The 23,534-nt window shown below is 71.1% G+C and carries 23 protein-coding genes; 14 read left to right on the plus strand and 9 right to left on the minus strand.

The features are described 5' to 3' along the window. Window positions 1–118 precede the first annotated feature (118 nt). From BUB75_RS38755 to BUB75_RS38780, 6 genes are all read left to right on the plus strand, one after another. The gene (locus BUB75_RS38755) at window positions 119–637 is read left to right on the plus strand and encodes a YlcI/YnfO family protein (RefSeq protein ID WP_073264840.1); all 519 of its coding nucleotides are present in this window, start codon (window positions 119–121) and stop codon (window positions 635–637) included. Window positions 638–704: 67 nt separating this feature from the next. Beyond that, window positions 705–1,544, plus strand: coding sequence for a DUF4097 family beta strand repeat-containing protein (locus tag BUB75_RS38760; protein WP_073264842.1), 840 nt, complete (start codon window positions 705–707; stop codon window positions 1,542–1,544). 19 nt (window positions 1,545–1,563) lie between these two features. Beyond that, on the plus strand, window positions 1,564–2,346 hold the full coding sequence (locus BUB75_RS38765; RefSeq protein ID WP_073264844.1) for an ABC transporter ATP-binding protein: 783 nt from the start codon (window positions 1,564–1,566) through the stop codon (window positions 2,344–2,346). Then, window positions 2,343–3,104 carry an ABC transporter permease gene (locus tag BUB75_RS38770; RefSeq protein WP_073264846.1) on the plus strand — a complete coding sequence of 254 codons (762 nt, stop codon included), beginning with the start codon at window positions 2,343–2,345 and terminating at the stop codon, window positions 3,102–3,104. Before BUB75_RS38765 ends, BUB75_RS38770 begins: the two co-directional genes overlap by 4 nt. A gap of 11 nt (window positions 3,105–3,115) precedes the next feature. Further along, window positions 3,116–5,323: an MMPL family transporter gene (locus BUB75_RS48325; protein ID WP_073264848.1), complete on the plus strand. Its 2,208-nt coding sequence runs from the start codon at window positions 3,116–3,118 to the stop codon at window positions 5,321–5,323. Between the two features lie 160 nt (window positions 5,324–5,483). Continuing rightward, complete coding sequence (locus BUB75_RS38780) at window positions 5,484–6,359, plus strand: alpha/beta fold hydrolase (protein WP_073264850.1); 876 nt, start codon at window positions 5,484–5,486, stop codon at window positions 6,357–6,359. Here the strand turns inward: BUB75_RS38780 and BUB75_RS38785 are convergent, their stop codons facing one another. From BUB75_RS38785 to BUB75_RS38795, 3 genes are read right to left on the minus strand one after another with little or no spacing between them, the layout of a single operon-like run. Then, the gene (locus tag BUB75_RS38785) at window positions 6,360–6,923 is read right to left on the minus strand and encodes a DUF6318 family protein (protein WP_143175696.1); all 564 of its coding nucleotides are present in this window, start codon (window positions 6,921–6,923) and stop codon (window positions 6,360–6,362) included. 37 nt (window positions 6,924–6,960) lie between these two features. Then, window positions 6,961–8,106, minus strand: coding sequence for an RNA polymerase sigma factor (locus BUB75_RS38790; protein WP_073264852.1), 1,146 nt, complete (start codon window positions 8,104–8,106; stop codon window positions 6,961–6,963). Further along, complete coding sequence (locus BUB75_RS38795; RefSeq protein WP_143175697.1) at window positions 8,103–8,510, minus strand: YciI family protein; 408 nt, start codon at window positions 8,508–8,510, stop codon at window positions 8,103–8,105. Before BUB75_RS38795 ends, BUB75_RS38790 begins: the two co-directional genes overlap by 4 nt. 209 nt (window positions 8,511–8,719) lie before the next feature. Between BUB75_RS38795 and BUB75_RS38800 the strand changes: the two genes are divergently transcribed. Together BUB75_RS38800 and BUB75_RS38805 are read left to right on the plus strand one after the other, a co-directional pair. After that, a complete protein-coding gene (locus tag BUB75_RS38800; RefSeq protein ID WP_073264853.1) occupies window positions 8,720–9,502 on the plus strand; it encodes an ABC transporter ATP-binding protein in 783 nt (260 codons plus the stop codon). Then, window positions 9,499–11,982, plus strand: coding sequence for an ABC transporter permease (locus tag BUB75_RS38805; RefSeq protein ID WP_073264854.1), 2,484 nt, complete (start codon window positions 9,499–9,501; stop codon window positions 11,980–11,982). Before BUB75_RS38800 ends, BUB75_RS38805 begins: the two co-directional genes overlap by 4 nt. 11 nt (window positions 11,983–11,993) lie before the next feature. On the opposite strand, the gene BUB75_RS38810 is transcribed toward BUB75_RS38805, so the two are convergent. From BUB75_RS38810 to BUB75_RS38820, 3 genes are all read right to left on the minus strand, one after another. Then, window positions 11,994–12,509, minus strand: a complete 516-nt coding sequence (locus BUB75_RS38810) for an RNA polymerase sigma factor (protein ID WP_073264855.1) — start codon at window positions 12,507–12,509, stop codon at window positions 11,994–11,996. Beyond that, window positions 12,506–13,291: a hypothetical protein gene (locus BUB75_RS38815; RefSeq protein ID WP_073264856.1), complete on the minus strand. Its 786-nt coding sequence runs from the start codon at window positions 13,289–13,291 to the stop codon at window positions 12,506–12,508. Before BUB75_RS38815 ends, BUB75_RS38810 begins: the two co-directional genes overlap by 4 nt. Before the next feature lie 98 nt (window positions 13,292–13,389). Beyond that, window positions 13,390–14,286 (minus strand): LysR family transcriptional regulator, encoded by an 897-nt coding sequence (locus BUB75_RS38820; RefSeq protein ID WP_073264858.1) that lies wholly within the window; start codon window positions 14,284–14,286, stop codon window positions 13,390–13,392. A gap of 124 nt (window positions 14,287–14,410) precedes the next feature. Here BUB75_RS38820 and BUB75_RS38825 point away from each other — a divergent pair, with 124 nt between their 5' ends. Beyond that, window positions 14,411–14,878, plus strand: a complete 468-nt coding sequence (locus BUB75_RS38825; RefSeq protein ID WP_073264860.1) for a nuclear transport factor 2 family protein — start codon at window positions 14,411–14,413, stop codon at window positions 14,876–14,878. 15 nt (window positions 14,879–14,893) lie between these two features. Beyond that, window positions 14,894–16,216, plus strand: coding sequence for an FAD-binding oxidoreductase (locus BUB75_RS38830; protein WP_073264862.1), 1,323 nt, complete (start codon window positions 14,894–14,896; stop codon window positions 16,214–16,216). On the opposite strand, the gene BUB75_RS38835 is transcribed toward BUB75_RS38830, so the two are convergent. Then, window positions 16,192–17,532, minus strand: coding sequence for an alpha/beta hydrolase (locus BUB75_RS38835; protein WP_143175698.1), 1,341 nt, complete (start codon window positions 17,530–17,532; stop codon window positions 16,192–16,194). The two genes, BUB75_RS38830 and BUB75_RS38835, sit on opposite strands and share 25 nt — an antisense overlap. A 135-nt stretch (window positions 17,533–17,667) precedes the next feature. On the opposite strand from BUB75_RS38835, the gene BUB75_RS38840 reads away from it, so the two are divergent. Next, a complete protein-coding gene (locus tag BUB75_RS38840; RefSeq protein ID WP_084742240.1) occupies window positions 17,668–18,879 on the plus strand; it encodes a sensor histidine kinase in 1,212 nt (403 codons plus the stop codon). Continuing rightward, window positions 18,867–19,505 (plus strand): response regulator, encoded by a 639-nt coding sequence (locus tag BUB75_RS38845; protein ID WP_073264864.1) that lies wholly within the window; start codon window positions 18,867–18,869, stop codon window positions 19,503–19,505. Before BUB75_RS38840 ends, BUB75_RS38845 begins: the two co-directional genes overlap by 13 nt. Window positions 19,506–19,547: 42 nt before the next feature. On the opposite strand, the gene BUB75_RS38850 is transcribed toward BUB75_RS38845, so the two are convergent. Together BUB75_RS38850 and BUB75_RS38855 are read right to left on the minus strand one after the other, a co-directional pair. After that, window positions 19,548–19,982 (minus strand): iron chaperone, encoded by a 435-nt coding sequence (locus BUB75_RS38850; RefSeq protein ID WP_073264865.1) that lies wholly within the window; start codon window positions 19,980–19,982, stop codon window positions 19,548–19,550. A 31-nt stretch (window positions 19,983–20,013) separates the two neighbouring features. Beyond that, window positions 20,014–20,469 (minus strand): carboxymuconolactone decarboxylase family protein, encoded by a 456-nt coding sequence (locus BUB75_RS38855; protein ID WP_073264866.1) that lies wholly within the window; start codon window positions 20,467–20,469, stop codon window positions 20,014–20,016. A 203-nt stretch (window positions 20,470–20,672) separates the two neighbouring features. Here BUB75_RS38855 and BUB75_RS38860 point away from each other — a divergent pair, with 203 nt between their 5' ends. Next, window positions 20,673–22,886 (plus strand): ATP-binding protein, encoded by a 2,214-nt coding sequence (locus BUB75_RS38860; RefSeq protein WP_218618039.1) that lies wholly within the window; start codon window positions 20,673–20,675, stop codon window positions 22,884–22,886. A gap of 34 nt (window positions 22,887–22,920) precedes the next feature. Next, window positions 22,921–23,517, plus strand: a complete 597-nt coding sequence (locus BUB75_RS38865; RefSeq protein ID WP_073264868.1) for a TetR/AcrR family transcriptional regulator — start codon at window positions 22,921–22,923, stop codon at window positions 23,515–23,517. Window positions 23,518–23,534 lie beyond the last annotated feature (17 nt).

Genomic DNA, 23,534 nt, shown 5'->3' on the forward strand with positions numbered 1-23,534 from the left:
CGATAGACACCAAGAGGGGCGCATCGCGGTCGCGATGCGCCCCTCTGGCGTTCCCTTGGCACCACGATGAGCCAACCTGGCTCTGGCGGTGATGCCAAGTGTGTGCCACTATGGCGCCATGGACTTGACGTCGTATGTGAACAACCTCGGACGCGAGTTCGCGACGCTTGCCGAGGCCGGCGGCGAGGAGACGCGTGCGCTGGTCGAGCGCCTGACCGGGCCGCTCGAGTCGGCGATCCGGATGACGCTGCTCGACGCGCTGTCGGCGGCCGCCGACGAGATCACCCAGGACCTCGCTCCCGGCTCGGTGGAACTGCGGCTGCGCGGCCGCGATCCGAGCTTCGTCGTGGCGTCGCCACCCGTGGTGTCGCTCGCACCCGCCGTCGAGGAACCCACGGCGCCGGCGGCCGATCTGCTGATCGCCGAGGACGGCCCCGCCGCCCGAATCAACGTGCGCCTGCCCGAACAGCTCAAGGCCGCGGTAGAGGAGGCCGCGGCGAAGGATGGGCGTTCGGTCAACGCCTGGCTGGTTCGAGCCGCCACCCTTGCCCTCCAGCGGTCCGACCGCGATTCGCGTCAGGAACAGCCCGTCAGCGGGAAGCGGACCCAGCAGAGCTTCACCGGTTGGGTGCGTTAGCCCTCCCGGTTCAACCACGTCCCTGACCTGCGGGGACGTCCCACCTACTCAGGTAACGGGGACACCCATGCCCAAATTCGAAACTCCCGAGCCCATTTCCGTCACGCTCGAATTCGGCGTCGGCAACGTCCGGATCAGCGCCGGCGATCGGACCGACACCGTCGCCGAGGTCCGTCCGAGCGACGTCGACGACGAGTCCGACGTGGAAGCCGCGCAGCAGACCCGCGTCGACTACACGAACGGCACGCTACGGATCACCGGCCCGAAGCGTCTTTTCGACTTCTCCCGCAAGACCAGGTCGATCGAGGTGTCGATCGGACTGCCCACCGGCTCCCAGGTGTCCCTGCAAACCCAGCTGGGCGACTTCCGCAGTACGGGTCGGCTCGGGGAGTGCCGACTCAAGACCTCGGTGGGGAACTTCTGGCTCGAACGAACCGGCCCGCTGCGCCTGGCCACGCTCGGGAACATCACCGCCGACGCCATCGCGGGCACCGCCGAGGTCTCCACCGGCTCCGGGAAGATCCAGCTCGTCGAGGTCGACGGCACCGCGGTGGTCAAGAACTCCAACGGTGAGACCACGATCGGCGCGGTCACCGGCGACGTGCGAGTGCGCTCGGCCAACGGTGACATCCGCATCGAGCAGGCCGGGGCCGGCGTCGACGCCAAGACCTCCAACGGCAGCATCCGCCTCGGCGAGGTGGTCCGCGGCTCGGTGGTCCTGGAGACCGCTGCGGGCGGGCTGGAGATCGGCATCGCCGAGGGCACCGCCGCCTGGCTGGAGGTCAACACCGGCTTCGGGCACGTGCGTAATCACCTGGAGAACGCCACCCGGCCCGAGGAGACCGACCGGACCGTCGAGGTCCGTGGCCGCACCTCCTACGGCGACATCATCATCCACCGCGCGTGACGAGAGAACGGACAGAGCGATGAGCACCACTCAGGCCCAGGGGCCTGCGATCCACGTGCAAGGCCTGACGAAGTCGTTCGGGAAGCTGGAGGTACTGCGTGGCGTCGACTTCGACGTCGCGCGCGGCAGCATCTTCGCCCTGCTCGGTTCGAACGGTGCGGGCAAGACCACGGCCATCCGGATCCTGTCGACGCTGGCCAAAGCCGATGCGGGAGCCGCAGTTGTCAACGGCTTCGACGTCGCTACGCAGGCCACCGACGTGCGGGAGTCGATCAGCCTCACCGGGCAGTTCGCCGCCGTCGACGAGATCCTCACCGGCCGGGAGAACCTCGTGCTGGTCGCCCGGTTACGGCATCTTCGGAACCCCGGCAAGATCGCGGATGACCTGCTGAAACGCTTCTCGCTGACCGACGCGGGCGCGCGTCGGGCGTCGACGTATTCGGGCGGCATGCGCCGCCGCCTCGACATCGCGATGAGCCTCATCGGGAACCCGCCGGTCATCTTCCTCGACGAGCCGACGACGGGGCTCGACCCCCAGGCGCGCATCGAGGTGTGGCAGGCCGTCAAGGAACTCGCGGGCCAGGGCACCACCGTGCTGCTCACGACGCAGTACCTGGAGGAAGCCGAGCATCTCGCCGACCGGATCGCGATCCTCCACGAGGGTCGAATCATCGTGAACGGCACGCTCACCGAGCTCAAGCAGCTGCTCCCGCCCGCCAAGGTCGAATACGTCGAGAAGCAGCCGACGCTCGAGGACGTCTTCTTCGCGCTCGTCGGAAACGACGAGAGGGGACAATCATGACCAAGCATTTTTTGGCTGACACCGGCGTGCTGCTCGGACGATCCCTGCGCCACATCACGCGCAGCCTCGACACGATCATCACCACCACGATCATGCCGATCGCGTTCATGCTGCTGTTCGTCTACGTGTTCGGCGGCGCGATCCAATCCGGGGCCGACAACTACGTCGACTACCTGCTGCCCGGAATCTTGCTCATCACGATCGCTTCGGGCATCGCCTACACCGCGTTCCGGCTCTTCCTGGACATGCAGGGGGGCATCTTCGAACGATTCCAGTCGATGCCGATCGCACGCTCGAGCGTTCTGTGGGCGCACGTGCTGACCTCGGTCGTCTCCAACCTGATCTCGGTCGTCGTGGTCGTGCTGGTGGCGCTGGTGATGGGCTTCCGCACGAGTGCTGACGTGCTGGCCTGGCTCGCGGTCTTCGGCATCCTGACCCTGTTCACGCTGGCGTTGACCTGGTTGGCCGTCCTTCCCGGCCTCACCGCCAAATCCGCGGACGGTGCCAGCGCGTTCGCCTACCCGCTCATCTTCCTGCCGTTCATCAGCTCGGCGTTCGTGCCCACCGAGACCATGCCCGGCCCGGTGCGCGCTTTCGCCGAACACCAGCCGGTGACGTCGATCGTCAACGCGATTCGCGACCTGTTCACCGAGCAGCCCGTCGGCTCCGACATCTGGATCGCTCTCGGCTGGTGCGGCGGGCTCCTCGTCGTCGCCTACCTGTGCGCCATGGCCGCCTACCGCCGCAAGATCTCCTAGGAAGGCTCCACATGTTCACGCGATTCGGGCGAACCATCGTCCGCAATCCATGGAAAGTCATCGCCGTATGGGTCGTGCTTCTCGTCGGCTCGTTCTTTGCACCCTCGCTGGCCGACCAGGTCAGCACCGATCAGGCCAGTTTCCTGCCCTCGCGCTACGAGTCGGTGCAGGCCCAGGAATTGGCGGAGCGTGCGTTCGGCAACGGCGACGAGGCGACCGCGACGATCGTCGTGAAGCGCGACGACGGTCAGGCCCTCACCGCAGCTGACACGCAGCGGGTCGGTGAGCTCGCCGGGGCTCTGCAGAGCGCTGACATCGACGGGGTGGGCACGGCGGTCACCGGGCCGCAGGCCGTCTCTCCGAACAAGCGCGTGCAACTCGTCAACATCGCGCTCACCGGCGCCCCCGCCGATCCTGAACTCGGCGAGGCCATCGGGTCGATTCGTGATCTCGTAGGGTCCACATTGGATGATTCTGGCTTGTCGCCCGCGGTGACCGGAGACGTCGCCTTCATCGTGGACAACCAGGATGCGTTCGATAGTGCGCTGTTGGTCGTCAGCATCGTGACGTTGGTGCTGGTCGTCGGGCTTCTCCTCGTCATCTACCGCAGTCCGGTGGCGGCGTTTTTGCCGGTCGTGGTTGTGGGTGTGGTGTCGGCGGTGTCGAGTGCGGTGATCACGTTGTTCGTGAAGGCGTTCGGGATGCAGGTCGATCAGTCGTTGTTGACGATCCTCACGGTGGTGCTTTACGGCGTCGGGACCGATTACATCGTGTTCCTGTTGTTCCGCTACCGCGAGCGGCTGCGTGCCGGTGACGCGTCGACGGACGCGCTGGGTATGGCGGTCAGCCGGGTCGGTGAGGTGATCGCGTCGGCCGCGGCGGCGATCGTGATCGCGTTCGGTGCGTTGCTGCTCGCGGTGTTCGGCGGTTTCCGGAGTCTGGGTCCTGGGCTGGCGATCGGGGTGATCGTCATGGCGGTCGCCGCGGTCACGCTGGTACCGGCGATCGTCTCGCTGATCGGCCCGAAGGTTTTCTGGCCGTCGAAGTCCTGGCAGCGCACCCCACGCGGCAGCGTCTTCCAGCGCCTGGGCCGGTTGACCGGACACCGACCGGCTCTGGTCGCGGTCGCCTCGGCCGGGATCATGGTCGTACTGGCGTGGGGTGTGTTCGGCCTCAAGGTCGACTACGACCAGGTCGGTCAGCTGCCCGCCGACACCGAGTCCGCCCGCGCCCTCGACGACCTGCAGACCGGATTCCCCGCCGGTGCGCTCAACCCCACCACCGTCTACGTCCGAGCCGACGACAGCGGGCGGCGACTCGACCCGGCGACGCTCGGCCGCTACGCCCAAACGTTGACCAGCGTGCGCGGGGTCGGAAGCCTGATGCCCGCACCCGACGGCAAACCCGCCACGATCAGCGCCGACGGCACGACCGCTCAGATCAACCTGCTACTGGACACCAGCCCCTACTCGACGAAAGCACTCGACCTGGCCGGCGACGACCTGCGAAAGGCCGCCCACGACCAGGCCCCGCCCGGCACGACCGCTCTGGTCGGCGGCGTCAGCTCAGTGTTCGCCGACATCCGCGACGCCAACAACCGCGACCTGCGGGTGATCTTCCCGGTCGCCGGCGTACTGATCGCGGTGATCCTGGGCCTGCTCCTGCGCAGCCTGGTCGCCCCGGTCTACCTGATGATCGCCGTCGGTCTCGGCTTCCTGGCGACGCTCGGCGCCACCGTCCTGGCCTTCCAAGGCATCGGTGACCGCCCCGGCCTGTCGTTCTCGCTACCGATCATCCTCTACCTGTTCGTCGTCGCGATCGGCACCGACTACAACATCCTCATGATCGCCCGGCTCCGCGAAGAAGCCCGCGCCGGCAACGATCCCCGCACCGCCGCCGCCCTCGCGGTCCAGCACGGCGGACCCTCGGTCGCCGCCGCCGGACTCATCCTCGCCGGCACCTTCGCCTCGATGCTCTTCGCCGGCGTGTCATTCCTCGCCGAGATGGGCTTCGCAGTCTCAATCGGCATCGTGCTGTCCGCATTCGTCATGTCACTACTCCTCGTCCCCAGCATCACCGCACTGCTCGGCCACACCGCCTGGTGGCCGGGACACGGCGACGCCGCGGCCAGGGGCGGCACCAGGGGCATCCACGGGGGCGGCCCGGACGAACGGCGGCCAGCATCGGGTTATGCAGACGCTGCGCGGCCGTCGGCCTGAGCAGGACACGCTCGACCGACTGCTGCGGGAGCGGCCTCGCGCTGTGGGCGGGGCCGCTCGATCCTCAACGGCGCCGGCGACGACGTGCTCGAGGTGGCAGGCACCAACCTCCGGCAGCTCGCGCTGGAGTGAGGCTGCCGCCGACCCTAGGCTCGCCGTCATGACCGAGACACAGACCCACACGCTTGCCCTGCCCGGCGTCGATCTGGTCTACGACGTGCGCGGCCCGCTCCCGACGGCGGACGGGCAACCCCCGTTGCTCCTGATCGGCCAGCCGATGTCGGCCGAGGGGTTCGAGGCGCTCGTCGCCCACTTCCCCGACCGCACGGTCGTCACGTACGACCCGCGCGGCTTGGGGCGCAGCGTCCGCACCGACGGCCGGTCCGACCACACGCCGCAGCAGCAGGCGGCGGATCTGCATCTGTTGGTCGAGGCGCTCGGCGCGGGTCCGGTCGAGGTGTTCGGGAGCAGCGGTGGTGCGGTGACGGGACTGGAACTCGTCGCGACCCACCCCGAGGACGTCGTCACGCTGGTCGCGCACGAGCCGCCGATCAACGCCGTGTTGCCCGACGCCGCAGCCGCCGATCGGGCCCGTGCCGCGTTCCACGAGGCGTACCAGGCGAACGGCTTCGGGGCGGGCATGGCCGCGTTCGTCGGCATGACCGCCTGGCAGGGCGAGTTCACCGACGAGTACTTCGCCCAGCCCACGCCCGACGCGGCGGCGTTCGGCATGCCGACCGGCGATGACGGCACCCGCGACGACCCGCTGCTGTCGAAGAACTCGTGGGCGATCAGCGACTATCGGCCCGACGCGAAGGCGCTCACCGCTGCGTCGACGCGGATCGTGGTGGCGGTCGGCGAGGAGACCGGAGAGACGTACACCGCGCGCACGGCTCTCGGTACCGCGGCTCTGCTCGGCCAGGAGGCCGTGGTGTTCCCGAGCCACCACGGCGGCTTCCTCGACGGCCGGTTCGGGTACGCGGGCAAGCCCGCGGAGTTCGCGGCGCGGCTGCGTGAGGTGCTGGCCGCTGGGTGATCAGAACACGGGTTGCGCGCCGTCGACGCTGCGCATCGTCCAGCCGCTACCGCTCCACTGCAGCCGGGCGTCGCAGGACGCGAGGGCCGCGCCTTCCTGGCGTCCGCGCGGGACGCCGAGCGGGCTCATGCCCTCCCGAGGGCTGCGGTCGTAGAAGACCGCGACGGTCATCAACCGGCCGGCGAAGTCCTCGAATGTGGTCGCTTCCCGAACCGTGTAGGCGCCGCCGTGGATCGAACCACCGTCGCCGTAGGCACGCTCGATGTCCGTGATCGCCTGCGTGCACACGCGGCAGGCCCGGTCGCTGGCGGCGCGCAGCTGCTTGGTGTTTCCGGTCTCGATCGCGTAGCTGAGCAGCGCGAACCAGTGCTCGGTGAACGCGACGGCCCCGGCACGGTTCTGCTGCGCAGCGGCCGCCGGTGGCGTCGGCGTGGCGTGCTGCTCGGTCGACGGCGACGCGGCGGGCCTGCTCGCCGTGCCAGACGGTGCGTCCGGATCGGCGCAGCCGGCCAGCACCGTCAAGGCCAGCGCGACCGCCGCTACACCCCGGGTAACGGTAATCACCCGAACGATGTTAACCACCGTTGGAGCCTCGCAGGGCTCAACGGCGCAGCTGAGCGTTGAGCCGGGCGGCCTGTCGCGTGAGGTGGCCGCGTTCGGCGAGGTTGGGGGCCGATTGGGCGGCTTCGGCGTAGAGCCGTGCGGCGGTGACCCGGTCACCGTCGCGTTCGTGCAGGTAGGCCGCGGCGGCGGTGTAGCGGGGCAGGGCGGGGTCGAGGTCCGCGAGGGCGGCCAGACCGGCGCGCGGGCCGTCGGCCTCGCCGACCGCGACGGCCCGGTTGAGGCGGGCCACCGGGCTGTCGGTGAGGCGCACCAACTCGTCGTACCACTCGACGATCTGCACCCAGTCGGTCTCCGCGGCGGTCGGGGCGTCGGCGTGCAGCGCGGCGATCGCCGCCTGGGCCTGGAACTCGCCCAGTCGGTCGCGGGCGAGCGCGGCCTGGAGGATGGCGACGCCCTCGGCGATCAGGCCGGTGTTCCACCGGCTGCGGTCCTGCTCGGCGAGGGGAACGAGCCTGCCGTCGGCGCCGGTCCGAGCCGGGCGGCGTGCGTGGTGCAGCAGCATCAGCGCGAGCAGGCCCGCCACCTCCGCGTGGTCGACCACGGCCGCCAGCCGGCGGGTCAGCCGGATCGCCTCGGCGGCGAGGTCGACGTCGCCGGAGTAGCCCTCGTTGAAGACCAGGTACAGCACGCGCAGGACGGTGGCGACGTCGCCCGGCTGGTTGAACCGGACGTCGGAGACCGTGCGTTTGGCCCGGCTGATCCGCTGGGCCATCGTCGCCTCCGGCACCAGGTAGGCCTGCGCGATCTGGCGCGTGGTCAGGCCGCCGACCGCGCGCAGCGTGAGCGCCACGGCCGACCCCGGCGTCAACGACGGGTGCGCGCAGAGGAAGTACAGCTGGAGCGTGTCGTCCGCTGCCTCGGTGGGGCCGGGCTGAGGCTCCCGATCGACGACCTCCTCGCGCTGCCGCCGGGAGGCGTCGGCCCGGGCGGCGTCGAGGAACTTCCGCCAGGCCACGGTGACCAGCCAGCCCTGCGGGTCGCGCGGCGGATCGTCCGGCCATCCGCGAACGGCTTCGATCAGGGCGTCCTGCACGGCATCCTCGGCCGCCGAGAAGTCGGCGCCACGACGGACGAGGATGCCGATCACCGCGGGTACGAGCGCCCGCAGCAGCGACTCGTTCATTCAGTGACCGTGGGCGCCGCAGACATGAACGGACGGATCTCGAGCCATTCGTGGATCGGCTTCCCGTCCGCACCCGGAGCCGCGGACAGCTCGGCGGCCAGTTCGAGCGCCCGCTCGTAGGTATCCACGTCGATGATCATCCAGCCGGCGATCAGGTCCTTGGTCTCCGCGAACGGCCCGTCGGTGACCGGCGGCCGTCCCTCCCCGTCGTAGCGGACGAACGTGCCCTCCGACGAGAGCGCTTGGCTGTCCACGAACTCACCGGTGCTCTGAAGGCGGTTGGCGAAGTCGGTCATGTACTGCATGTGCGCGGAGACCTCCTCCGGCGTCCACTCCTCCATCGGCACGTCGTTGACCGGTGCCGGCGCGCCTCGGTAGTGCTTCAGCAGCAGGTACTTGGCCATGATGCTCTCCTTCGTGGCGTTCTGACTCTTGACGCACCAGGGACGGAGCCGGCTCCGCGTTCTCGACACTCTGCCGGGGAGGAATTTTTTTCGCGGGGTAGCGCCTGCTGTACCTCGGTTCGCCCGCAGGCTTCATGGTTCCCGGCTCGTCCCGCTCCTAGCGTTCTCGGCATACCAGCTGAGCAGCGCGAACTCCGGAGAGGCGAGCCATGTCCGTCCCTATTGGCCAGTACGAGAACGGGCCCGTCGCGGTTCGGGTCGAGCAGCTGACCCGCGTGTACGGCACCGACCGGCAGCGTGTTTCGGCGCTGGCCGGCGTCGACGCGGCGTTCCGTCGCGGCACGTTCACCGCGGTGATGGGCCCGTCCGGATCGGGCAAGAGCACGCTGCTGCAGACCGCAGCCGGGCTCGACCGCCCGACCTCCGGCCGGGTGTGGCTCGGCGAAACCGAGCTGTCCGGCCTCTCCGAGACGAAGCTGACCAAGCTGCGCCGGGACCGGATCGGCTTCATCTTCCAGGCGTTCAACCTGCTCGGCGCGCTCACGGTCGAGGAGAACATCGTGCTGCCGTCCCGGCTGGCAGGCACGCGCGTCGACCGGGCCTGGCTGGCCGAGGTCGTGCACCGTGTCGGGCTCACCGAGCGGTTGACGCACCGCCCTGCCGAGCTCTCCGGTGGCCAGCAGCAGCGGGTGGCGATCGCCAGGGCGCTGGTGACACGGCCGGACGTCATCTTCTGCGACGAACCGACGGGCGCGCTCGACACCCAGACCGCGGCCGACGTCCTGGGCCTGCTGCGGTCGCTGGTTGATGCCCACGCGCAGACCGTCGTCATGGTGACCCACGACCCGGTGGCGGCCTCGTACGCCGACCGGGTGCTGGTGCTCGCGGACGGCCGGATCGTGCAGGACCTGCCGCAGCCGGGCGCCGTACGGATCGCCGAGGTCCTCGGGTCGCTGGGCCGACGCCGCACGATGCAGGGGGCCGACTCATGATCGCGCTCGCCGCACGCATGGTGAGGTACCGCTGGGGCAGCGCGGTCGCGACGCTGGTCGCGCTCGCCTCCGGCGTCGCGCTCCTGATGAGCCTGGGCACATTCGTGGAGTCCGGGCTGCGGTATCGGGCCGAGCCGCACCGGTACGCCGCGGCCGACGTCGTCCTCGCCCGGTCGGAGATCGTCCGCACGGTCGAGGAGTTCGATGGGGAATCGACGACGAGCACCGTCCGGCTGCCGGGCGGTGGTGCGGTTCCGGAGCGGTTGGTCGCCAACGTCGGGAAGCTTCCGGGCGTCGAGAGTGTGGTCGGTGATACGGCGATCCCGGTCTTCGCCGGGTCGGTGCCCTCGCTCGGCCACGGCTGGAGCAGCGCGGCGCTCGGCCGGTACGGCTTGACCACTGGCGTCCGCCCGTCGGCTGACAACGAGATCGTCATCGGCAGCACGCTCTCTGACGCGGGCCTGCGGCCCGGAGAGTCCGTCGACCTGCTGATCGGTGGGGTGCTGCACCGGTTCACGGTGACCGGCGTCGTCGACGACGCGGACGCCGTGTTCTTCACCGACGCCACGGCCGCTGCGCTCAATCCGACGCCGGGTCACGTCGCAGCCGTGGGCGTTCGCGCCGCGCCGGACGCGGACCGCGACGCGCTGGTAGCGGCCCTGACGACGCTGGCCGACGAGGTCGGTGCCCGCGCCTACACCGGCGACGACCGGGGGCTGGCCGAGCCGTCCGCGGAGCTGGAGGCGCAGGGCCTGCTGATTCAGCTCGGCGGCGCGTTCGGCGGTTACGTGGTGCTGCTGATCCTGTTCGTCGTGGCAGGCACCGTGGGGCTGGCGGTGCGACACCGCCGCCGTGACCTGGCACTGCTGCGCGCGATCGCCGCGACACCCGGCCAGGTGCGGCGGATGATCCTCGCGGAAGCGGCGCTCCTCGGTGGCCTCGGCGCGGTGCTCGGGCTGCCGCTCGGCGTCCTCGCGACGCGGTGGGCTCGCGGTGAACTCGTGGACCGGGGGTTCGCCCCGGAGTCGTTCCCGATCCTGCCCGGCGCGGTGGCCGCACCGACTGCGGTGCTGCTGACGTCGCTCGTCGCGATCGTGGCGGCGCTGGTCGCCGCACGTCGGGTCACCAAGATCCGGCCGACCGAGGCACTCGGTGAGGTCGCGGTGGAGCCGGTCCGCGGCGGCCGGGTCCGGCGGGTTTTCGGGCTGGTGATGCTGGCCGCGGCCACCAGCCTCGGCCCGCTGACGCTCGGCACCGGCGGCCTGGTCGCGATGTCCTCGGCGACCGGCATGCTCTACCTGTTCGTCCTCGCGGTCGGCCTGCTCGCACCGGAGATCAACCGATTCGCCGCGCGGCTGCTCGATCCGTTGCTCCGGACGCTGTGGCGATCGAGCGGGTACCTCGCGGCCGCGAACCTGCGGGCGAACGCCCGGGGCACGGCGACCGTCCTCACCGCGCTGGTGCTCGCCGTCGGGCTCGGCGGTTCGGTCTGGTTCCTGCAGGACAACCTGGAGCGCAACACCGTCGACCAGCGCCGAGACGGCACGCTCGCCCAGCGGGCGCTGGTGTCGGACGCGGGGCTGCCGGCCACCGCGGTGGACGAGATCCGGCGGGTGCCCGGCGTCGAGGCGGCCACGCCGGTACGCAGTACGACCGTGGTCGCGCCGGTGTTGGACGGCATCGAGGCCGCCGGAGCCCAGGCCGTCGACCCGGCCACGCTGCCGGCCACCGTCGACCTGGACGTCACCGACGGAAGCCTGGACGCGCTGGACGAGCGGACAGTCGCGGTGTCCGACCTGCGGGCGTCCTCGTCGGGGTGGGGCGTGGGTGACACCGCGAACCTGCACCTGGCCGACGGCACGCCGGTCGAGCTGCGGGTAGTCGCGATCTACCGGCGCGGCCTCGGATTCGGCGACTTCACGCTCGCTGCGGCGACCGTCGGTGGGCCGGCCGACCAGGTCCTGATCCGGACCGCGCCGGGTGCCGACACCGACCGGGCACTCGCCGCGGTGGCGGCCCGGTATCCCGGCAGCGCGCTGGTGCAGCGCGACGACCTCACCGCCGGGCTGGCCCGCGACCTGGCGGTCAGCGCCTGGGCGAACAAGCTGCTGATCAGCGTCCTGGTCGGGTACGCCGCGCTGGCTGCGGCCAACACGATGGTGGTGGCGGCGCTGGCCCGGCGCCGGGAGCTGGCCGTGCTGCGTCTCGTCGGACTCACCAAGGGTCAGGTCAAACGGATGGTGCACGCCGAGCAGGCGGGCCTGCTCGGCGTGGCACTGGTGATCGGCGGGGTGATCGCCGCCTGGACGCTGGCCTCGGTGGTCCGGGCGCTGACCGGCGACCTGGTGCCGTACGTGCCGCCGCTCGGTGGTGCGGCGGTCATCGGTGGGGCGACGCTGCTGGCGCTGCTCACGACCGTGCTCCCGATCGGTCGCCTGCTACGCACGCCGCCGGTCGAGCACATCGGGGTCAAGGAGTGACGGCGCTTCCGTCACACCGCCGATCGGGATGCCGAGGGTTCCTCCAGCGCGGTGCGCAGGCGGTTCCGCGCCCGGTGCAGACGCGTCCGGACGGTGCCCGGCGTCAGGTCGAGGATCGCGGCGATCTCGGCCGGCGTGCGCTGCTCCCAGGCCGTCAGCGTGACGATCGTGCGATCGACGTCGGACAGCTCGGCGAGAGCGGCGTCCAACACCGGGTGATCGCCGGCCGCCGTCGTCCGGGTGAAGCGGCCGAGCGCGCTGGCCAAGGCGTCGACCAGCCGGAGGCGCCGCCGGTGCCCACGGCTGTGGTTGGCCAGCGACCGATGAGCGACGCCGAACAGCCAGGGAAGGGCGGCGTCCCCGTCGGGGACGTCGTCGATGCGGCGCCAGACCGTGGTGAACACCTCGGCCAGCACGTCGGCGGCGTCCGCGGGCTGATCCGTGCGGCGCAGCAGGAACGCGAGGACCGGCGCGCGGTGGGCACGGTAGAGCGTCTCGAAGCGCGTCCGCGCCTCGGCGGCGCTCACCGGCCGGCCCGTTCGGCGTCGGTCAGGTAGTCCGGCGCGTTGATCGAGGGGTCCGGTGTCACCGGAGCGCCGGTCGGCGAGATCTTGCCCGAGCAGTTCAAGTCGTAGAGGTAGCGGACCGACGGTTCGTCGCCAAGCCGAGCGGCCTTCGCGATCTTCAGGTAGTAGATGCCGTCGTCGTCGCTGCGTTCGCGCAGCACCCGCCAGTCGGGGATGTCGTCCAGAGTGCGCTGTGCCTGCGCCATCTGCGCGGCGTCACCGCGGTCGTGGCCCTCGAGCCAGTACCCCTGCCACTGGCAGGCGGACTCCATCGCGAGCTCCAGCCTGACGCCGGTCTCCTGGATGAGACCGGACTCGCCCGGACCGGCGTACGACCTGATGACCTGCAGCCTTTCCGACCAGTCGCCGCCCGGCGGCAGCGGATAGTCGCGGCCGTACTCCTCCACCAGCGCCGCCATCTCCGGCGAGTCGGCGCGGAGGTACTCGCTGGTGTCCTGCTCGGTCGTCCCGGGCGGACCGAATTGGCCGGTACGCAGGTCGATCCAGTCGGCCGCGGCCGGGACGCCGACCGCGAGCGCGGCGGCCAACGCGGCCGACGCGGCGACGATGACGGCCCGGCGGCGACGGGGTCGTAACGACGGCCCGGCGGTTTTCCCGGCGACGATGCGTTCGCCGAGCGCGTCCAGGGCCGCGTTGATCTCCGGCGTGTCGAGGTCGGCCGTGCTCGGGCCGGTGCGGGCGGCCAGCAAGGCGTCGAGCTCGTCGTGCGGTTCGTGGGGCATCCGTGCTCCTCGGGTCGGGCGACACCCCTTCCTGTCCGGATCGGACCCCCAGCGTTACAGGGCCCAGCCGATTACTCCGTCGTGAGTTCGACGACGGGTCACCGGCCCGCGGTCACGTGGTCGACCGCGGCGTCGTTGAACGCGCGGACGCGTGCCGTGGCGTTGTCAGTGCGCCACAGAAGCCCCCACTGCAGCGGCGGAGCGTCCTGGAGATGGACGTAGACGATGTCGGGCCGCACGTAGTAGCGGCGCACGTTGGCGCCGACCGGGAAGACTCCGTGGCCGGCGCCGACGAGCGTCATCATTTCCTGGAACGTCGCTGCCGACCGACCGGTCCGGATCGGACGACCGGACGGGGTCACCTCCGGGGTGCGGTCGGCGCGCATCGACTCGGGCAGCGTGTCCGGTAGCTGGAGCATCGTGACCGAGGCGAGGTCCTCGACGGAGAGCGTGTCGCGACGGGCGAACGGGTGTCCCACCGGAACGGCCAGGAAACGGGCCTCGGACACCAGCACCGGCCCGGTGACGATGTCGGGCTCCCGGACCGGGAGCGTCGCCAGGGCCAGGTCGACGGTGCCTTCCTGGAGCCAGGGCATCAGCTCCCCGATCTGCGCCTCCCGGATCTGGACGTCGCAGTCGGGGTGGCGTCCCCGGAACAGGTCGGTGACGCCGACCAGCAACAGCCCGCCCGCCGCGCCGGTGAACGAGACCCGGAGCGTCCCGGTGAAACCGCGGCCGGTCTCGATCGCGCTGGTGAGCGCGGCGCCGATCTGCTCCCAGGCGGGCCGCAGGTCCGCGTAGAGCTGACGCCCGACGGGGGAGAGCTCCACCCGGCGGCTGGTCCGGTTGAACAGCGGCACGCCGACCCGCCGTTCGAGCTTGTTGATCGTCTGGCTGATCCGGGCCGTCGAGACGTGCAGCCGCTCGGCGGTGTGCCCGAAGTGCAGCTCCTCGGCGAGGACGAGGAACGCCTCCACCTCGTGCCGTTCCAGCATGTCCGCACCTCCGCATCGTTAATCGTGGCTTCACGATTGTCGCTCGGATGCGCGTTGTTCCGGCGCCGCGCTCGTCCGAGGGTTGATCCGTACGAGATACCGATCGACCTGCGAAGGAATACCGATGTCCGCTGCTCGCGTGGCGTTATTGCACGACCGCGTCGAGATCCTCGACGCGCTCTACCGCTTCGGTCTCGGCCAGGACCGGAAGGACCGGGAACTGTTCGCATCGGCGTTCGCCGCGGACGCCGAGCTGGATTTCCGGCCGACGGCGGCCAAGTGGGGCGCCCAGGTGCCGCTGATGTCCGGCCGGGACACGATCGTGACGACGATCCTCGGAATGTTCGCCGGGCGGGTCGACACCACCCACCAGGTCACGAACCCGCGTGTGGAGATCGACGGTGACATCGCCCGGCTGACCGCTCTGGTCGAGGCCCAGCACCTGCTCAGCGCCGACCACGGCGTGTTCGCGCTGCTGAAGAACTTCTACGAGGTCGAGCTCGTGCGCGACGGCGAGCGCTGGGTGATCCGGCAGCTCCGCATCGACAACGCCTGGTTCACCGGCGATCCGACCGCGATCTTCACCGCCTGAACAGAGGAGAACCGTATGAAGAACCTGCGCTCTGCCGTCCGCGGACGGGTGCTGTTGCCCGGAGACGCCGGCTTCGCCGACGCCGCGCGGCCGTGGAACCTCGCCGTCGAACAACCGGTGGCCGCGGTGGTCGACGCCGAGGACGCCGACGACGTCGCCGCGCTGGTCAGCCACGCACGCGCCCACGGGCTGACGGTGGCGGCCCAGCCCAGCGGACACGGCGCCACCGGTGACGTCGAGGGTGTGGTCCTGCTCCGCATCCGGCGGCTCGACGAGCTGCGCGTCGACCCGGACGCCCGCACCGCTCGCGTCGGCGCCGGCGTGACGTGGGGCCAGGTCCAGGCCGTCGCCGGGCCACACGGGCTGACCGGCCTCCCGGGCAGCTCCCCGGCGGTCAGCGTCGTCGGTTACACGCTCGGCGGCGGGTTGAGCTGGTTCGGCCGCAAGTACGGGTGGGCTGCCGACAGCGTCACCGCGTTCGACGTCGTCGACGCCGACGGGCGCCGCGCCCGGGTGACCGCCGAAACCGACGCCGAGCTGTTCTGGGCACTTCGCGGGGGCGGTGGTGACTTCGCGATCGTCACCGCAGTCGAGTTCGGACTGCACCCGGCGCCCGCGCTGTACGGCGGGCGGGTGCTCTGGCCCGCCGATCGTGCACCCGACGTGCTGGCGGCGTTCCGCGACCTCACCACCGACGCGCCGGACGAGCTCACGGTCTGGGCCGACCTGCTGCAGTTCCCGGGCGCTGCGCCGCTGGTCGCGGTCGACGCCACCTACCTCGGTGACCCGGTCGAGGGGCGAGCGCTGCTGCGCGCCCTGGACGAGGTCGGTCCGCCGATCTCGGACGGACGGAGTCTGCTTCCGATCGCCGACGTGGGCGCGATCACCGCCGAACCGGTGGATCCCGCTCCCGGCCTCTTCCGCGGCGAGCTGCTGACCGGGCTGGACGACGCGGTGCTCAAGGCGGTGGTCGCCGCGCCGATCGACCCGCTGCTGAGCGTCCAAATCAGGCAGTTGGGAGGCGCGCTGGCCGGGCCGTCCGACAGTCCGCACGGACCGTTGACCGAGCCGTATGCGATCTACCTGTTCGGTGCGCCGACGCCCGCCACCGCGGCGGCCATTCGGGCCCGGGAGGATCAGCTGATCGCCGACCTCGGCCCGCACGTCGGCGGACGCAAGCCGTTCACGTTCCTCGCGCCGGGGGAGAGCGTCAGCGCCGCGTTCCACCCGGGTGCGGTCGCTCGGCTCCGGGCGGTCAAGGATGATCGCGACCCCGAGCGGGTGTTCCGCAGCAACTTCCCTGTCCATTCGGGTCAGATCCACAGCAGGCCCCAGTAGATCGTCCAGGGGAGCGTGAGCGCGGCGACCGCGGTGAGGGCGCCGGTCCGGATCCGCCCCGCCGATGTCAGCTTTGACGGGCGGTGCCAGGCGGCCAGGACCGCGAGGGCAGCCACGACGGTGCCGACGGCGAGCAGTTGCGTGAACAGCCAGGCGACCGGCCTCCCCGCGACCACCGGGCCGGTCACCTTGCCTGCGGAGGCCAGCAGAAAGAACATGTAGCAGAGCGTCCACAGCACGCTGACCGGAGCGAGCACGGCGAGCCACCGGAAGGCCTTCGGGAGCCGCCCGGCCCGGATCAGGCCGAAGGCCAGCCCACCGAGGACCATCACTGCTCCGGTGACCAGAATCCAGCGGGTTCCCGCGCCGACCGGGTCGGGCGTGGGCGCCTCCGGGGCGAGTTCGACGCCTGTCGGCGTCCGGGACGGATCGTGGATCCACGCCACCTCGGCGTCCGCGTATCCGGCCGGCAGCGTCGGCAGGCGGTCGAAACCCTCGTTCGCGGTCGTGTGCAGGTTGTGGTTCACCGACGCCACGATGCGGACGCTGTGCTGCGTGTTGCCGCCACGCTCGAGCGCCTCGCGGATCAGCCGACTGCTCTCCCTGGGCACGCTGTCACGGTCGAACTCTCCCCACTGGGCGAGCACCGGCTGGCGCACGCGCTCCCAGGCCGGCACCGGGTCGAAGTCGTACTCCGGGAACAGGCCGACGTCGATCGCGGTGCCCAGCACGGTGGTCTGCAGCGTTCGCGCGAGGCGCCCGGTGACACCGGCGTGCTCGAGATACGGGCCGTACGCCCAGGCGGTCTGCGCCGCCGGGGTGACCCCGACCGCCCCGACCGTGATCACGAACGCCACCTCGTCGGATCGACCGGCAGCGATCGGCGCGACGAACGCTCCCTCGGACAGTGCCCAGAGACCGATCCGATCGGGATCGACGCCCTGGCGGGTCCGCAGTACCCGGACGGCCGCCAGCGCGTCGTCGGCAAGCAGCCCGTAGTCCCGCTTCAGCAGCGAATACCCGACCGACCGCTTGTCGTAGGCCAGCGTCACGACACCGTGACGTGCGTAGGCCTCGGCCTCCGCACGCAGGTACGACCGGCCACGGTTGCCCGCACCCTCGAGCAGGACGAGGCCGGGCTGGCGCCCGGTGGCGGTGCGGGGGGCGAACACCGTGCCGTGCAGGGTGACGCCGTCGCTGCTGGTGAATGAAACCTCGGTGGTCGTGACGTCCGAGGCAGCGGACGCTGCGGACGATACGACCATCATCGCGATCATCGTCACCAGCGCCGCCAGTGCTAGCACTAGCCGTTTCATCGTGCCTCCTGTAGCTCTTTCCGTCATTGGCCACAGTGGTCGAGAGCGCGCGTGCGCCCCAGGGCGCCGACGCCTCGGTTCGCCCAGGTGCTGGCACCCTGCCCGGCCGGAGGTGTCGGGCCCTACCGTCAGGCCGTGCGAAATCGAGTGCGTGAGCTGTTGTGGCTGGCCGCGGGCGCCGCGCTGGGGCTGCCCGCGCCGATCCTGATCGCGCTGGCCGTCGCCGCGGTGCCGGCGAGCCTCGCGGCGGGGATCGGCCTCGGACTACTCGCGGGGGTGGTGTGGGCTTCCCGGCTGCTGGCCGGATTCCAGCGACGTCGTGTCGGGATCCCGGTGCCCTATCGGCCGCTACCCGCGGGTCCGATCCTCCGGTTGCGAGCGGTGCTGGTCGATCCGGCCACTCGCCGCGACTTGGCCTGGCTGGTCTGCCAGTTCGTCGCCGGTACCGGGAGCTTCGTGGTGGCGCTCGTGCTCTGGTTGACCGCGTTGCAGTGCCTGACCGCGCCGATCCTGCGTGCGGCCCTCCCGGAGCGAGCCGGATACGACCCGGTCATCCTGGAACTCGTCGGAGGGTCCGGGCCGACCACGTGGCTGCTGGTGCCGGTCGGAGTGGCCCTGGTCGTCGTCGCCACCCGCGTTCCGCGTTATCTGATCCGCGGGCAAACCTGGCTGGCCGGAGCGCTGCTCGGTCCGACGGCAGCCGCCGACCTCGCGGCGAAGGTGGACCGGCTGACCACCGACCGCGCCGCCACCGTGGACGCGTCCGCTGCCGAGCTGCGCCGCATCGAACGGGACCTGCACGACGGTGCCCAGGCCAGGCTGGTGGCGATGGCGATGAACCTCGGTGTCGCCGAGGACCTCATCGACGACGACCCGGCGGTCGCGAAGGTGATGTTGAGCGAGGCCCGCGCCGGTGCGGGCGCTGCGCTGACCGAGCTGCGTGACCTCGTGCGAGGAATTCACCCGCCGATCCTGGCCGACCGCGGGCTGGCCGAGGCCGTGCGCGCTCTCGTGCTGGGCAGCGCGGTCCCGGTCGACCTCGACCTGAGGTTGGAGAGGCGGTTGGCCGCGCCGGTCGAGTCCGCGGCGTACTTCGCGATCGCCGAGACCGTGACCAACGCGATCCGGCACGGCGCCGCGTCCCACGTGCTGGTGACGTTGATCGACGCCGGCGAGGCGTTACGCATCAGCGTGTATGACGACGGGTGCGGTGGCGCGGATCCCACCGCGGGTACCGGCCTGCTCGGCATCCGGCGTCGGCTGTCGGCTTTTGACGGCTCGCTGAGCGTGCACAGCCCGCTGGGCGGACCGACCGAGATCGAGATGGAGCTGCCGTGCGTGTCCTGATCGCCGAAGACCAGGTGTTACTGCGGGACGGGCTGACCCGGATGCTGAGCGTCTACGGCTTCGAGGTGGCCACGGCGACGCCGGACGGCACCCGGCTGGCGGAGGAGATCATCAACGCCCGGCCGGACGTGGCTGTGCTCGACGTCCGGCTGCCCCCGACGTTCACCGACGAGGGGATACGCGCCGCGCTCGCCGCCCGGCGCGCGGTTCCCGGACTACCGATCCTGATCCTCTCGCAGTACGTCGAACGGCTCTACGCGCGCGAGTTGCTCGCCGACCGGGCCGGCGCGATCGGGTACCTGCTCAAGGATCGGGTCGGTGAGGTCCGTCAGTTCGTCGACGCGATCCGGACCGTCGCGGACGGTGGCACGGTCATGGATCCGGACGTCGTCGCGCAACTGCTCCGCGGACCGGACACGCTCGGCGCACTGACCAGCCGGGAACGGGACGTACTGCGGCTGATGGCCGAGGGACACTCGAACGGGGCGATCGCGGAGCGTCTGGTGATCACCGAGAAGTCCGTCAGCAACGTGATCAACACGATGTTCGGCAAGCTCGGCCTGCCGCCGGATGCCCATCACCACCGGCGGGTCCTCGCGGTGCTCAGCTACCTCGATCACCGCTGATCGGGGTACCGGGCGGGCCCGATACCCCGATCACGTGCGAGTTCAGCTCACGGCCTGCTTCACGAGCGCGCTGATCCTGGCCTCGTTGTCGGCGTCCAGCTCGGTCAGCGCGAAGTAGGTCGACCACATCGTGCCGTCGTCGAGGTTCGCCTCGTCGCTGAAGCCGAGCATCGCGAACCGCGTCTTGAACTTCGCGGCGCTCTGGAAGAAGCAGACGACCTTGCCGTCGCGGGCGTAGGCAGGCATCCCGTACCAGAGCTTCGGGGTGAGCACCGGCGCGGCGGCCTTGATCACGGTGTGCAGCCGCTCGGCGATCGCGCGGTCGGACTCCGACATCTCGGCGATCTTCGCGAGCACGTCGCTCTCGGTGTCGGCCTTGGCGCCCCGGCGGGCGCGGGTCTTGAGCTCCTTGGCGCGCTGCTTCATCGCGTCGCGCTCGTCGTCGGTGAAGCCGTCGTACTTCTGCGTGGTGGTCATGGCAGTGGTTCCTCTCTCAGGGTTCGGGGGATTACCAGGCGCCGGCTTGCCGGCGGGTCGGTGCGTTGAGCCGGTTGAACGTGTTGGTGACCGCGATGTTCAGCAGCAGCGCGGCCAGTTCCTTCTGGTCGAAATGCGTGGCGGCCACGTCCCACACCTGGTCCGGGACCGGATCGGGCCGGTCGGCGAGCCGGGTGACGGCCTCGGCCAGAGCCAGCACGGCACGTTCCTCGTCGCTGAACCAGGGCGTCTCCCGCCAGGCGGCGACGGTGTCCACCTGCTCCGCGGACAGGCCGTGCCTGCGGGCCTGCTGGGCGCCCCCGGCCACGCACGGGCTGCAGCCGTTGATCTGGCTGGCCCGCAGGTGAGTGAGCGCCAGTAGCTTGCCGTCGACCCCGGCTCCGGAGATGACCCGGTTGAGAGCCATCAGGGCGTCCATGGCCTCGGGGAGCAGAGCCGCTGGGTTCGGCATGCGCTCGGTGGTCATCGTTCTCTCCTTCGTCGGTGTCGCTGAGTTCGTCGGTCTCGCTGACAGGGGTGATCTGATCAGCGGCGGGTCTGTCCCCGCGTGGTCCGTGGGACACCGTGGGACAGCCGGAAATGCTCTGACCAGGGCAGATATCGTGCTGATCCGTTGCCGCGGGCCGGGACGCTACGGTGTTTCACGTGGCCGGCCCGCAGGAGCGACTGGTGGCTCAGCTCGCTCGGATCAAGGAGCTGAGCGGGCTGAGTCTGCGCGCCCTCGCCCGCGATTCGGGGCTGAGCAGCTCGTCGTTGTCGCGGTACTTGACCGGCCGGCTCGTGCCGCCGTGGGACGCCGTGGTGGCGCTGTGCCGGGTCGTGGGCCGTGACCCCCGGCCGCTGCGAGCGGTGTGGGCCGAGGCGAACAAGGCCGGCGCGGCACCCGCGCCGCGTCGCAACGACCTGCCTGCCGACCTGTTCGACTTCACCGGCCGGGACGCGGAGGCCGCGCAGGTCGAAGAGCTGCTGCGCACCGCGGGCGCGGTCGTGATCGACGGCATGGGGGGCGTGGGCAAGACCAGCCTGGCCGTGCACGTGGCTCATCGGCTCGCCCCGGCGTATCCGGACGGCGGGCTCTACGTCGACCTGCAGGGCTTCACCCCGGGTCAGGAGCCGCTGGAGCCACCGGCTGCGCTCGGCCGGCTGTTGATCGCGCTGGACGTCACGCATCCACCGCCCGGCGCGGCTGAACGGTCGGCCCTCTGGCGGTCGGAGCTGTCCCGACGCCGTGCGCTCGTCGTGCTCGACAACGCGGTCGACGCGGAGCAGGTGCGCCCGCTGCTGCCCGGCGCCGGGAAGTCCGCGGTGCTGATCACCAGCAGGCACCGGCTGGTGAGCCTGGACGGGGTGCCGCCGGTATCCCTGGCGCCGCTGGCCGACGGTGACGCGGCGAGCCTGTTCGGCCGGGCGGCGGGGTTGGCTTTGGGTGATGCCGTCGGGGTGGACCAGGTACTGCAGCAGTGCGGTGGGCTCCCGCTGGCGCTGCGGATGGCGGGTGCGCGGCTGCGGCACCGTCCGGGGTGGACGGTGGCGGTCCTGGCCGAGCGCCTGCGGGACTCCGCCGGTCGCTTCGACGCCGTGTTCGGCATGTCACTGCAGCAGCTCGACGCGGTGCAGCGCCGCGTCTTCCGGCTCCTCGGCATGCTGCCGGGCGCCGACTTCGACGCGGTGACCGCGGGCGCGCTCGTCGACCTGGCGCCCGGCCGGCTGGAAGCGGTGCTGGACGAGCTGGTCGACGCCCATCTCGTCCAGGAACTCGCGCCAGGGCGCTACCGGATGCACGACCTGATCCGGCAGTACGCGTCTGCCCTCGCCGCCGACGAAGAGCCGTCGCCGCAGGCCGAGGCCGCCGTGCAGCGGGTCCTGCGGCACTACCTGGCGCAGGCCGTCACCCACGATCGCGCGCTGCCCTCGCCGCAGCGGAGGGAGCCGTCGGCGGGCGATCCGGCGAGGGCGATGGAGTGGTTCGACCTCGAGTACGTCAACCTGGTCGCGGCCTTCGACGCCGCGGTGCGGCTCGGGCTGGACGAGGTGGTGGCCGGGCTGCCGCAGGCCATGCGGGTCTGGTTCTTCCGGCACCGCGGAACCGACGACCAGGCGCGCATGCTGGAGGCGGGAGCGGCCGCCGCGGCACGACTCGGCCGCGACCAGGAGCGGGCCGCGCTGCTCGCGGACCTCGGTTACGCCCGCGCCGCCGCCGGGCGCCTCACCGAGGCGCTCGCCGCGTACGAGCTGGCCGAGCAGGCTGGGCCTTCCGGTGACGACGTCGCCGCTGCGCTGGCGCTGCGGATCGGCTTCGTGCGCCGCGATCTCGGTGACCTCGAAGCGGCACAGGCGCACTTCCGGCGGGCACGCGAGCTGTTCGAGAAGGTGGGAAACACGGCCGGGCAGTCCCAAGCGCTGGCCTTCGAGGGGTGGGTGACGCTCCACCTCGGACGGCCCGGTGAGGCCGTCGAGCTCGCTCGGGCGTCCGTTGCTCGGGCCGCGGGGCCCGCTCGGGTCGCCGGCCTGGTGACGCTGGGGCTCGCGCTGGCGCCGGACGACCCGGCGGAGTCGCTGCGGACGCTCCGCGAGGCGTTGCAGGTGTCCGAACTGCCGCACAACCAGGCGTGGTGTCACAACGCCCTCGGCATCGCACTGCGGATCACCGGGTCGTACGACGAGGCGATCGAGCACCACCGGCGGGCCACTGAGCTGCTGGAACCGCTGGCCGAGGTCCAGTTGGAGATCGACGTCCTGCACAGCTACGCCGAGACCTGCCGGGTGGCGGGACGCGACGACGAGGCGCTGGTGCTGCTCGACCGGGTCATCGCGCTGGCCCGTGCGCTGGGCCGACCCCACGACGAGGAAGTCGCCCGCGCAGCGCGGGACGCGCTTCCGTAGACGCCGCCCGTCGAACGCCGTACTCTCCCTGTCTATGACAGAGAAAACTGTCACCGACAGGGTGGCTCGGCGCCGTCAGGAGACGCTCACCGAGATCCTCACCGCCGCGTGGGAATCAGCCGAACTCGACGGCCTCGCGGGCATCTCGCTCCGTTCGCTCGCGACCCGGCTGGGCATGCGGCCGCAGTCGCTGGCCTGGTACTTCCCCAGCAAGCAGGAGCTGTACGACGCGCTGTACCGGCAGGGGCACGAGGACTTCCGCACCCGGTTGGACGAGTTGGCAGCGAACAGGCCGCACGACGTGCGCACCGCGGCGGCCGCGTTCGCCGCATTCTGCGTCGAGAACCCGCAGCGGTACCAGCTGATGGCCCAGCGCACAGTCCCCGGTTTCACGCCATCGCCGGAAGCGCGTGAGCTGGCCCGCGTCACCTTCGGTGTCTGGCGGCGCACACTCGCCGAGGTCGGCGTGGTCGGGCGGGCCCATGTCGACGTCCTGACCGCGGTCGTGAAGGGACTGGTGGATCAGCAGATCACCGTCGATCCGACCGGCGACCGGTTTCTTCGCCACCTCGACGCGGTGGTCGATCTGGTCGTCACGCACGGCGACGACCTCGACGACGGGGGTGCGTAGTGACGACGACCGAAGCG

Origin of the sequence: Cryptosporangium aurantiacum, from assembly GCF_900143005.1 — a bacterium.
GTDB classification, from domain to species: domain Bacteria; phylum Actinomycetota; class Actinomycetes; order Mycobacteriales; family Cryptosporangiaceae; genus Cryptosporangium; species Cryptosporangium aurantiacum.

What these genes read in the sequence shown, in the direction of transcription:
- BUB75_RS38820 (WP_073264858.1), bottom strand. Translation starts at nt 14,286, where the DNA reads ATGCTGGAACGGCACGAGGTGGAGGCGTTCCTCGTCCTCGCCGAGGAG.
- BUB75_RS38765 (WP_073264844.1), top strand. Translation starts at nt 1,564, where the DNA reads ATGAGCACCACTCAGGCCCAGGGGCCTGCGATCCACGTGCAAGGCCTG.
- BUB75_RS38760 (WP_073264842.1), top strand. Translation starts at nt 705, where the DNA reads ATGCCCAAATTCGAAACTCCCGAGCCCATTTCCGTCACGCTCGAATTC.
- BUB75_RS38805 (WP_073264854.1), top strand. Translation starts at nt 9,499, where the DNA reads ATGATCGCGCTCGCCGCACGCATGGTGAGGTACCGCTGGGGCAGCGCG.
- BUB75_RS48325 (WP_073264848.1), top strand. Translation starts at nt 3,116, where the DNA reads ATGTTCACGCGATTCGGGCGAACCATCGTCCGCAATCCATGGAAAGTC.
- BUB75_RS38790 (WP_073264852.1), bottom strand. Translation starts at nt 8,106, where the DNA reads ATGAACGAGTCGCTGCTGCGGGCGCTCGTACCCGCGGTGATCGGCATC.
- BUB75_RS38855 (WP_073264866.1), bottom strand. Translation starts at nt 20,469, where the DNA reads ATGACCACCGAGCGCATGCCGAACCCAGCGGCTCTGCTCCCCGAGGCC.
- BUB75_RS38865 (WP_073264868.1), top strand. Translation starts at nt 22,921, where the DNA reads ATGACAGAGAAAACTGTCACCGACAGGGTGGCTCGGCGCCGTCAGGAG.
- BUB75_RS38800 (WP_073264853.1), top strand. Translation starts at nt 8,720, where the DNA reads ATGTCCGTCCCTATTGGCCAGTACGAGAACGGGCCCGTCGCGGTTCGG.
- BUB75_RS38795 (WP_143175697.1), bottom strand. Translation starts at nt 8,510, where the DNA reads ATGGCCAAGTACCTGCTGCTGAAGCACTACCGAGGCGCGCCGGCACCG.
- BUB75_RS38825 (WP_073264860.1), top strand. Translation starts at nt 14,411, where the DNA reads ATGTCCGCTGCTCGCGTGGCGTTATTGCACGACCGCGTCGAGATCCTC.
- BUB75_RS38815 (WP_073264856.1), bottom strand. Translation starts at nt 13,291, where the DNA reads ATGCCCCACGAACCGCACGACGAGCTCGACGCCTTGCTGGCCGCCCGC.
- BUB75_RS38850 (WP_073264865.1), bottom strand. Translation starts at nt 19,982, where the DNA reads ATGACCACCACGCAGAAGTACGACGGCTTCACCGACGACGAGCGCGAC.
- BUB75_RS38770 (WP_073264846.1), top strand. Translation starts at nt 2,343, where the DNA reads ATGACCAAGCATTTTTTGGCTGACACCGGCGTGCTGCTCGGACGATCC.
- BUB75_RS38780 (WP_073264850.1), top strand. Translation starts at nt 5,484, where the DNA reads ATGACCGAGACACAGACCCACACGCTTGCCCTGCCCGGCGTCGATCTG.
- BUB75_RS38835 (WP_143175698.1), bottom strand. Translation starts at nt 17,532, where the DNA reads ATGAAACGGCTAGTGCTAGCACTGGCGGCGCTGGTGACGATGATCGCG.
- BUB75_RS38755 (WP_073264840.1), top strand. Translation starts at nt 119, where the DNA reads ATGGACTTGACGTCGTATGTGAACAACCTCGGACGCGAGTTCGCGACG.
- BUB75_RS38830 (WP_073264862.1), top strand. Translation starts at nt 14,894, where the DNA reads ATGAAGAACCTGCGCTCTGCCGTCCGCGGACGGGTGCTGTTGCCCGGA.